The organism is Pseudomonas sp. NFACC14 (genome assembly GCF_900106885.1).
GTDB classification, from domain to species: Bacteria; Pseudomonadota; Gammaproteobacteria; order Pseudomonadales; family Pseudomonadaceae; genus Aquipseudomonas; species Aquipseudomonas fluorescens_AA.
The window spans coordinates 21,392-29,708 of the sequence record NZ_FNOA01000038.1 but is presented as its reverse complement, the minus strand read 5'-3'; the positions used below and the strand labels follow the sequence as shown (position 1 = coordinate 29,708).

8 protein-coding genes and 1 pseudogene are annotated in these 8,317 nt (G+C 59.4%); 4 read left to right on the top strand and 5 right to left on the bottom strand.

Annotated features, from left to right (window positions below; translation table 11 throughout):
• Window positions 1-197: pseudogene (locus BLU85_RS29420) on the bottom strand (carbon starvation protein CstA); the annotation flags it as partial.
• A 158-nt stretch (window positions 198-355) separates the two neighbouring features.
• Here BLU85_RS29420 and BLU85_RS29415 point away from each other — a divergent pair.
• Window positions 356-712: a PilZ domain-containing protein gene (locus BLU85_RS29415; RefSeq protein WP_092205466.1), complete on the top strand. Its 357-nt coding sequence runs from the start codon at window positions 356-358 to the stop codon at window positions 710-712.
• Window positions 713-850: 138 nt separating this feature from the next.
• On the opposite strand, the gene radA is transcribed toward BLU85_RS29415, so the two are convergent.
• The 3 genes from radA to katB all read right to left on the bottom strand — a co-directional run bounded on the left by radA (window position 851) and on the right by katB (window position 4,503).
• Window positions 851-2,218 (bottom strand): DNA repair protein RadA, encoded by a 1,368-nt coding sequence (gene radA, locus BLU85_RS29410; protein ID WP_060740535.1) that lies wholly within the window; start codon window positions 2,216-2,218, stop codon window positions 851-853.
• A gap of 43 nt (window positions 2,219-2,261) precedes the next feature.
• Window positions 2,262-2,810 carry an ankyrin repeat domain-containing protein gene (locus tag BLU85_RS29405; RefSeq protein WP_060743128.1) on the bottom strand — a complete coding sequence of 183 codons (549 nt, stop codon included), beginning with the start codon at window positions 2,808-2,810 and terminating at the stop codon, window positions 2,262-2,264.
• A 151-nt stretch (window positions 2,811-2,961) separates the two neighbouring features.
• On the bottom strand, window positions 2,962-4,503 hold the full coding sequence (gene katB, locus BLU85_RS29400; RefSeq protein ID WP_092205467.1) for a catalase KatB: 1,542 nt from the start codon (window positions 4,501-4,503) through the stop codon (window positions 2,962-2,964).
• Window positions 4,504-4,785: 282 nt separating this feature from the next.
• On the opposite strand from katB, the gene mscL reads away from it, so the two are divergent.
• A complete protein-coding gene (mscL, locus tag BLU85_RS29395; protein WP_003205779.1) occupies window positions 4,786-5,199 on the top strand; it encodes a large-conductance mechanosensitive channel protein MscL in 414 nt (137 codons plus the stop codon).
• A gap of 2 nt (window positions 5,200-5,201) precedes the next feature.
• On the opposite strand, the gene BLU85_RS29390 is transcribed toward mscL, so the two are convergent.
• Window positions 5,202-5,978: a ferredoxin--NADP reductase gene (locus tag BLU85_RS29390; RefSeq protein WP_092205468.1), complete on the bottom strand. Its 777-nt coding sequence runs from the start codon at window positions 5,976-5,978 to the stop codon at window positions 5,202-5,204.
• Window positions 5,979-6,240: 262 nt separating this feature from the next.
• On the opposite strand from BLU85_RS29390, the gene BLU85_RS29385 reads away from it, so the two are divergent.
• Together BLU85_RS29385 and BLU85_RS29380 are read left to right on the top strand one after the other, a co-directional pair.
• A complete protein-coding gene (locus BLU85_RS29385; protein ID WP_256326653.1) occupies window positions 6,241-6,981 on the top strand; it encodes an autoinducer binding domain-containing protein in 741 nt (246 codons plus the stop codon).
• 183 nt (window positions 6,982-7,164) lie between these two features.
• Window positions 7,165-8,304: a methyltransferase gene (locus BLU85_RS29380; RefSeq protein ID WP_092205469.1), complete on the top strand. Its 1,140-nt coding sequence runs from the start codon at window positions 7,165-7,167 to the stop codon at window positions 8,302-8,304.
• Window positions 8,305-8,317 lie beyond the last annotated feature (13 nt).

Sequence of the window (8,317 nt, the reverse complement as noted above, 5' to 3'; positions counted from 1 at the left end):
AGTTGCATCACGTTGTTGGCGATGAAGAGGCTGTAGTAGCGGTAGGCGACCAGGTAGATGGCCACGGCGGCGACGACGATCCAGAGGGCGTTGATCGCCTCGCCTCGGCGCAATGCCACGACGCCCAGGGCGCACGCGCCTACGACGGCCAGCAGTAGCCAGGGCAGATGGCGCAGCAGGCTATTATTGTTTTTCATTTTTATATTCCAGCCAGGGTGGACAAGAAAGGTAGCCATTGGAGTTTAGCGCTAACCCGGGCAAAGGCCATACTCGACATTCGTCTGTCTGTTGCCGAACGGTGACGATGCCCCGTCAGTTGGGTCTATAGTCAATGAATCTTCAGAGGGAATGCGTCATGAGCGAGCGTCGCCGCTTCGTACGAGTTGATTTCCATGCCAGGACCGAGCTGAGCCAAGGCCCCTATATCTGGTCGGTGGAACTGCTGGACCTGTCCCTCAAGGGGCTGCTGATCAAGAAGCCCGAACCCTGGCTTGGCGATCCCGAAAAATCCTTCATGGCCGATATCCATTTGAGTCCCGATGCCGAGATAAAAATGGAAGTTCGCCTGGCCCATGATGACCATGGTCACCTGGGCTTCGTCTGCGAGCATATCGACCTGGCATCCATCGCACACCTGCGCCGATTGATAGCGCTGAACCTGGGCGACCATGATGAGCTGGAGCGGGAATTGGCGGCGTTGATCCAGACTTGAGCCGCAATCCCCTTGGCGAGGGATTCCTGTGGGAGCAAAGCTTGCCCGCGATGGCTGCAATGCGGCCCTTCAAAATCGAGTCGCCTGCATCGCGAGCAAGCTTTGCTCCCACATACAGTCCTTGCGCAATTGCCAGTGTTATTCGAACAACGCATCCAATGCCTGTTCCAGACGGGTCACCGCGATAATCTGCAACCCCGGCGGCGCCTCCTTCGGCGCGTTCCCCTTGGGCACGATGGCGCGCTTGAAACCGTGCTTGGCCGCTTCCTTGAGCCGCTCCTGCCCGCTGGGCACCGGTCGCACTTCCCCCGACAAGCCCACTTCACCAAACACCAGCAAATCATGGGGCAGCGGCCGGTTGCGCAGACTGGACATGACCGCCGCCATCAACGCCAGGTCGGACGCGGTCTCCAGTACCTTGACCCCGCCCACGACGTTGAGGAACACGTCCTGGTCGTGAGTCGGAATCCCGCCGTGTCGGTGCAACACCGCCAGTAGCATGGCCAGCCGATTCTGATCCAGGCCCAGGGTGACCCGCCGTGGGTTCGCCAAGTGGCTGTCATCCACCAGCGCCTGCACTTCCACCAACATCGGCCGGGTCCCTTCCCACGTCGCCATGACCACACTGCCCGGGACTTCTTCCTGGGCACGCGTCAGAAAGATCGCCGAGGGGTTCGAGACTTCTTTCAGGCCCCTGTCGGTCATGCCGAACACGCCCAATTCATTGACGGCACCAAAGCGGTTCTTCACCGCCCGGAGCAAACGCAGGCGGCCATCGGATTCGCCTTCGAAATACAACACGGTATCGACCATGTGCTCCAACACCCGTGGTCCCGCCAACGCACCTTCCTTGGTGACGTGGCCCACCAGGAAAATCGCCGTGCCGCTCTGCTTGGCATAACGCACCAGCAACGCCGCGCTTTCTCGCACCTGGGACACGCCGCCCGGGGCCGATTGCAGCTGTTCGGTGAAAATGGTCTGGATCGAGTCGATCACCATCACCTTGGGCTTTTCCACGCGCGCGGTGGCGATGATGGTCTCGATGCAGGTCTCGGTCATGACCCGCAACTGGTCCTGGGGCAAGCCCAGGCGCCGGGCGCGCATGGCGACCTGCTGCTGGGACTCTTCGCCAGTGACGTACAGCGCCGGCATGCGGGTGGCGAGGTTGCACAAGGTTTGCAGCAGGATGGTGGATTTGCCGATGCCCGGGTCCCCACCGATCAGCACCACCGAACCGTCCACCAGGCCGCCGCCCAGCACCCGGTCCAGTTCGCCGGACGCGGTGGAAAATCGCGGGATTTCTTCAACGCTGACTTCGGCCAGGGTCTTGATCTGCGCCTGCTGACCGGCCCAGCCCGTACGCCCGGTGGGGGCCGCCGCGCCGCCGCTTTCCACCATGGTTTCGGTCAGGGTGTTCCAGGCCCCGCATTCGCTGCATTGGCCGGCCCATTTGGGAAAGGTCGAGCCGCACTCGGTGCAGCCGTACATGCGCTTTGCCTTGGCCATCTGAACTCCGGGGTAAAAACCGCGATGATAGCCCAGGCAAGGTTCACTGAGGGGCCGGCATTCTGATTTCACCCTTCGCCAGATCCGCCGCGGTATTGCCCAACGGGTCCCGGGCCTCTAGGTCGGCGCCCTTGGCCTTCAGGGCATCGAGCAACTCGCCACGCTTGAACAGACCGGCATACATCGCGGCGGTCTGTCCGGCGCCGTTGCGTTGGTCCGGGCTGCAATCGGTGGACAGCAAGCGACGGGCAATCTGCACTTCGCCCTTGAAAATGGCGCCCATCAGCGCCGTATTGCCGCGTTTGTCCTGGGCACAGGCATCGGCCCCCGCGGCCAGCAACCGCTCCACCGCCGGAGCGTGGCCGTGATAAGCCGCCAGAATCAGCGCGGTGTAGCCCTTCTCATCCCGGGTATCGAGCGAATAACCGGCCTCGATAAACGTATCGAGCATCGGCACATCGCCCCGGCGAGCGGCGTCGAAATAATAGTTTTGCAGCTGTTCCTGGACCGCAGCCGGTTCGGTGGGTATTGGCTGATCGGCCAGTACGCTCAGTGACCAGGTCGCAAGCATCGACAAAAAGAATTTACCCATCATGACGTCTCCCCATGACTCAAGGCTGTGGAGCAGGGTTGTGGGAGCAAGGCTTGCCCGCGATGCAGACGACTCGGTCTGGCTTCCGACCCCGGCGTCCGCCTCGCGAGCAAGCCTTGCTCCCACAGGTTATGCACCTGCCGGCGGTGGATCAGTCAGTCAGTTTTTCCGCCAGAGCCTTGACCCGGGCCAAGTCACCTTTGGCAACACGGGCCACGCCAGTGCCGTACTCAGGGTCAGCCTTGTAGAGGAACGACAGGATGATGTGCTTGCTCTCGTCATCGGTGGTCGCCAAAGAACCACCAAAGCTTTCGATCAGGTCATCACGTTCTTTCTTGCTGAACGAACGATACAAATCACCGGCCTGCTTGAAGTTCTGCTCGCGCTGGATTTTCGCCTGCTGGGTGCTGCCACTCAGCGCGGCCTGGCTGTAGCGTGCCGCCTGCGGTTCTTCACGAGGCGTCAGGCGGCTCGGCTGGTAATTCACGCCGGTGCTGGTGCTGCCTGGGTTCATCGCACCGTCCTGGTTACCGTTGTTCACCGCCACCTTGGGGGCGTTGATCGGCAATTGCAGGGCATTGGCGCCTAGGCGGTACATCTGCGTATCGGCATAGGAAAACACCCGTCCCTGGAGCAGACGGTCCTCGGAAGGCTCGATGCCTGGCACCAGATTCGCTGGCGCCATCGCCACCTGCTCGGTTTCCTGGAAGACGTTCGCCGGGTTACGGTTCAAGACCATTTGCCCGACCTTGCGCTCAGGCACGCCCGGCCAGATCTTGGTCGCATCCAGTGGGTCGAAGTCGAACTTGGCAAGGTCTTGTGGATTGAGCACCTGGACGTACAAGTCCCACTTCGGGAAGTCGCCCTTATTAATGTGACTCACCAGATCATTGGTCATATGGCTGTAATCCTGACCCTGAACTTTCACAACTTCTTTCGGATCGAGATTTTTCAAGCCCTGCAAACTTTTCCAATGAAACTTCACGTAATGAACGTCACCCTTGGCGTTAATCAGCTTGTAGGCATGCACACCGTTACCGTCCATTTCACGGTAACTGGCCGGTGTGCCGGAGTTGGAATACAACTCGGTCAGGGTACGGGTCGATTCTGGAACATGGGAGAAGAAATCGAAACGCCGTGAATCATCGTCCAGGTTGGTCCGCGGGTCGGGTTTGAACGCGTGGACCATGTCCGGAAACTTGATGGCATCGCGAATGAAGAAAGTCGGGAAGTTGTTGCCCACCAAGTCCCAGTTACCGTCGGCAGTGTAGAACTTGGTGGCGAAGCCACGGGGGTCGCGCAGGGTTTCCGGCGAATGATTACCGTGCACCACGGCCGAAAAACGTACGAACACCGGGGTGACCTGGCCTGCGGCGAAGACCTTGGCCTTGGTCAGGTCGCTGAGATCGTCGGACACCGTAAATGTGCCATGGGCACCGGTACCACGGGCATGCACCACGCGCTCGGGGATGCGTTCACGATCGAAGCGCTGGAGCTTCTGGATCAACTGCACGTCTTGCAGCAGGGTCGGACCGTTGGGACCTGCCGTCTGCGAATTCTGGTTATCGCCGACCGCCGCACCGTTGTCCCGCGTGAGGGTGGCCGCGTTGACAGACAAGGATAGAAGGCTCGCGGTCAGCACAAAAAGAGCGCGGCGATGGGAATAAGCCCCGTGGCCAAGAGAAGTGTTCATAGGCATGTTCCTCTGATGTTATAGAGCGCATCCATGTGCGCCATCCAGAGGCTAGTGCCGGGGAAAGAAAAACCTAAATAGAAATGCCGTACCGTACCGATAGAAAAAACGTTATAGGGCCCCGGGCCGAAACCGCGTATCACGCGCGATTGATGGCACTTTGTAAACTTTTCATCCGAGCCCCGGTCGATAACTGAAGCTTTGTAAGCAGGCGTTTCGAGCAAGACTCGTTGGGCTGATTTACACTGCCACTCATCTTTCATCTGTTACAAGGAATAACTCATGGGCGTGCTAAGCGAGTTCAAGGCCTTCGCGGTCAAAGGCAATGTCGTCGACATGGCCGTCGGGATCATCATCGGTGCCGCTTTCGGCAAGATCGTTTCGTCATTCGTGGGCGACGTGGTCATGCCGCCGATCGGCCTGCTGATCGGTGGCGTGGATTTCAGTGACCTGGCCATCACCCTCAAGGCCGCCCAGGGTGATGCGCCTGCCGTGGTGCTGGCCTACGGTAAATTCATCCAGAGCACCATCGACTTCATCATCGTGGCGTTCGCCATTTTCATGGGCGTCAAGGCCATCAACCGCCTCAAGCGTGAAGAAGCCGTAGCCCCCAGCGCGCCCCCGGTTCCGACCAAGGAAGAGCTGTTGCTGAGCGAGATTCGCGACCTGCTCAAGGCTCAGAACGAGCGGCCCTGAGCCTACCAGTAGTTTTCCACCGCCACCTGGCCCGGACGACGGGTCAGGCTCAGTTGCAGGCCCCTGGCCTTGAGCAGCTTGCGCGTGTCGTCGATCATTTGCGGGTTGCCACACAGCATCACCCGCGAATGCTCCGGTGTCAGTGCTACACCGGCCGCGCGCTCCAACTCGCCGTTGTCGATCAACGTGGTAATGCGCCCACTGAGCGCCCCCGGGTGCTGCTCACGGGTGACGGTCGCAATGAAACGAAACTTGTGAGCGTACTCGGCCAGGTAGTCGCGCTGGGGCAGTTCCTTGATCAGGTCCTGATACGCCAACTCCCGCGCCTCGCGCACGCTGTACACCAGGATGATCCGCTCGAATTTTTCCCAGGCCTCGAAATCCTGGAGGATCGAAAGAAACGGCGCCACGCCCGTCCCCGTGGACAGCAACCACAAATCCCGGCCATCGGCGAAGCGGTCCAGCGTCAGGTAGCCAAAGGCCTGGCGATCCACCAACAGTTCGTCACCCGGCCGCAGGCGGCTGAGTTCGCTGGTGAATTCGCCATCGGGAACCACGATGGAAAAGAACTCGAGGAACTCGTCGAAGGGCGACGACACCATGGAGTACGCCCGCCAGACGGTGGTGCCGTCCGCCTTGGCGACGCCCAGCCGGGCGAACTGACCCGCCCGGAAGCGAAAGCCGCGATCCCGGGTCGTGCGTAACGTAAACAAATGAGACGTCACTGGCTGGACATCAAGCAAGGTTTGTCGGGTGAACTTCTCTGCGCTGTCGGTCATGAGCCACTCCCAGGGGACAAGAGGTGCAGTGTCCCGCAAAGTGAGCGTCTTCACCACCGACAGCAAGTAATGGCATTTTAGCTACAGTCGCCGCCTTCTTTGATAAATCCTTCACTGAACTTATACAAAGTTATAGCCATGTAAAATAAACCAGATAAAAATTTACTCCTTAGATATTTCCAAATGTAAGCAATCTAAAAAAAACCCACTGCAAGTTAGGAATAGTCCTACACTAAAATTTCGCATCATGGATTGGATCCGCATGGACGAATCAACCCAGGAGAACGCGATGGACAGGTGGAAGGACTTGTTACTGAGAAAGCTATCCTGTGAAAAAGACCTGCAGACGGCCTATCGTCTGGTATTGAATTTCTTTAACAATCAGGGATTTGAATATTGCGCATTTGCAGCCTATCTCGGAAGCCCCGACAAACACACCAGCAAGGTGAACCTGAATAACTACCCTTATGGATGGGACCGGCTTTATGAACAAAACGGTTATGCGTCGAGCGATCCATTAGTAGCACATTGCAATCAATCACCGCTTCCGATCTTGTGGGACGAGACTGTTTTCGCTCAGGCCCCCAAGTTATGGCGAGAACTTAATCGACAGGGACTCAAGTACGGCTGGACCCAGGCCGTTCATGACGACCAAGGGGCACAGTGCAGCCTGTTCAGCCTCGCACGAACCCATTGCCCCATTGATATCGAGGAACACTATGGCAATCTCGGCTACGCCATCTTCGCCAGTCAAAAGCTGCATGCGCTCGCCAGCAAAAAACTGTCTGACGCCATCGTAGTCAAGCAGAACTATCACTTGTCGCCGAGAGAAATCGAAGTACTGAGGTGGTCAGCCGAAGGCAAGACGGCTTCGGAAGTGGGCAGGATTCTCTGTCTTTCCGAACGAACCGTGAATTTCCATGTGTGCAGTTGCATGCGAAAACTGAACGTCAGCAATAAAATTTCGGCGGTGGCCAAGGCTGCCCAGATCCATGTGATCTGACCCGTGGCGCGGCACTGCCGAGCTGAAAAACCTGCGAGTAATGTGCAACAAAAAAACGTACCATTTACGGTCCCTCTTGAATGATGCCGCTTTCTTACACGCGACGCAGTTCATTCAGGCGGTCCCGCACAGACACCTGCCTCCAGGCAGCGGGACATTCGTTGATTTCCAGAGTCCCCAGCCATGCCCCTGTTTGACAGCCCTTTTGCCCAACTCGACCTGATCCGCCAACCCGAACAGCAGAACGAACCGCTGCAAGCCTTCGATGCGGCCGATGAATACCTGCTCGCGTATCTGGCCGAGCAACAACCGGCCGCGCAGACTCGGGTCCTGGTGCTCAATGACGGCTTCGGCGCCCTGGCTGCCAGCCTGGCCGGCAGCGTCCTGGTGACCAGCAGCGGTGATTCTTTCCTGGCATTGCAGGCACTGGAGAAAAACCTGGTGCGCAATGGCCGGCCCTTCGATGCGGTGCCAACGCTGCCCGCCAGCGAACCGTTGACCGGCCCGTTCGATCGCGTCCTGATCAAAGTACCGAAAACCCTGGCCCTGCTGGAGGAACAACTGATTCGCCTGCAAGGCCAACTGGCGCCGGGCGCCCAGGTGATCGCCGGGGCCATGATCAAGCACCTGCCCCGGGCCGCCGGCGATTTGCTGGAGCGTTACATCGGCCCGGTGCAAGCCTCCCTGGCGGTGAAAAAAGCGCGGCTGTTGATCGCCACACCGTCCACCGCCTCTTCACCCGGCAGTACGCCGGCCGTGTCGCCCTACCCCACGCGCTACTGGCTGGACGAGCCGAAGATCGAACTGCTCAACCACGCCAACGTGTTCTGCCGCGAAGGCCTGGACATCGGCACGCGTGCGTTCCTGCCACATTTGCCGAAAAACCTCGGCACGGCCCGGGTCGCGGACCTGGGCTGCGGCAACGGCGTGCTGGCCATCGCCAGTGCCCTGCAAAACCCCGAGGCCCGCTACACCCTGGTGGACGAGTCGTACATGGCCGTGCAATCGGCGACGCAGAACTGGCGTGCGGCCCTCGGCGAACGCGAAGTGACGATCCGGGCCGGCGATGGCCTGGCCGGGCAAGAAGCGCAGTCGCTGGATGTGGTGTTGTGCAACCCGCCCTTCCACCAGCAGCAAGTGGTGGGTGACTTCCTCGCCTGGCGCATGTTTCAGCAGGCTCGCGAAGCGTTGGTGGTGGGCGGCGCGCTGTACATCGTCGGCAACCGGCACCTGGGCTACCACAGCAAACTGGCGCGGTTGTTCCGAGGCGTCGAGCAAGTGGCCGCCACGCCGAAATTCGTCATTCTCAAAGCCCGCAAATAGACCGTCCGCTGCG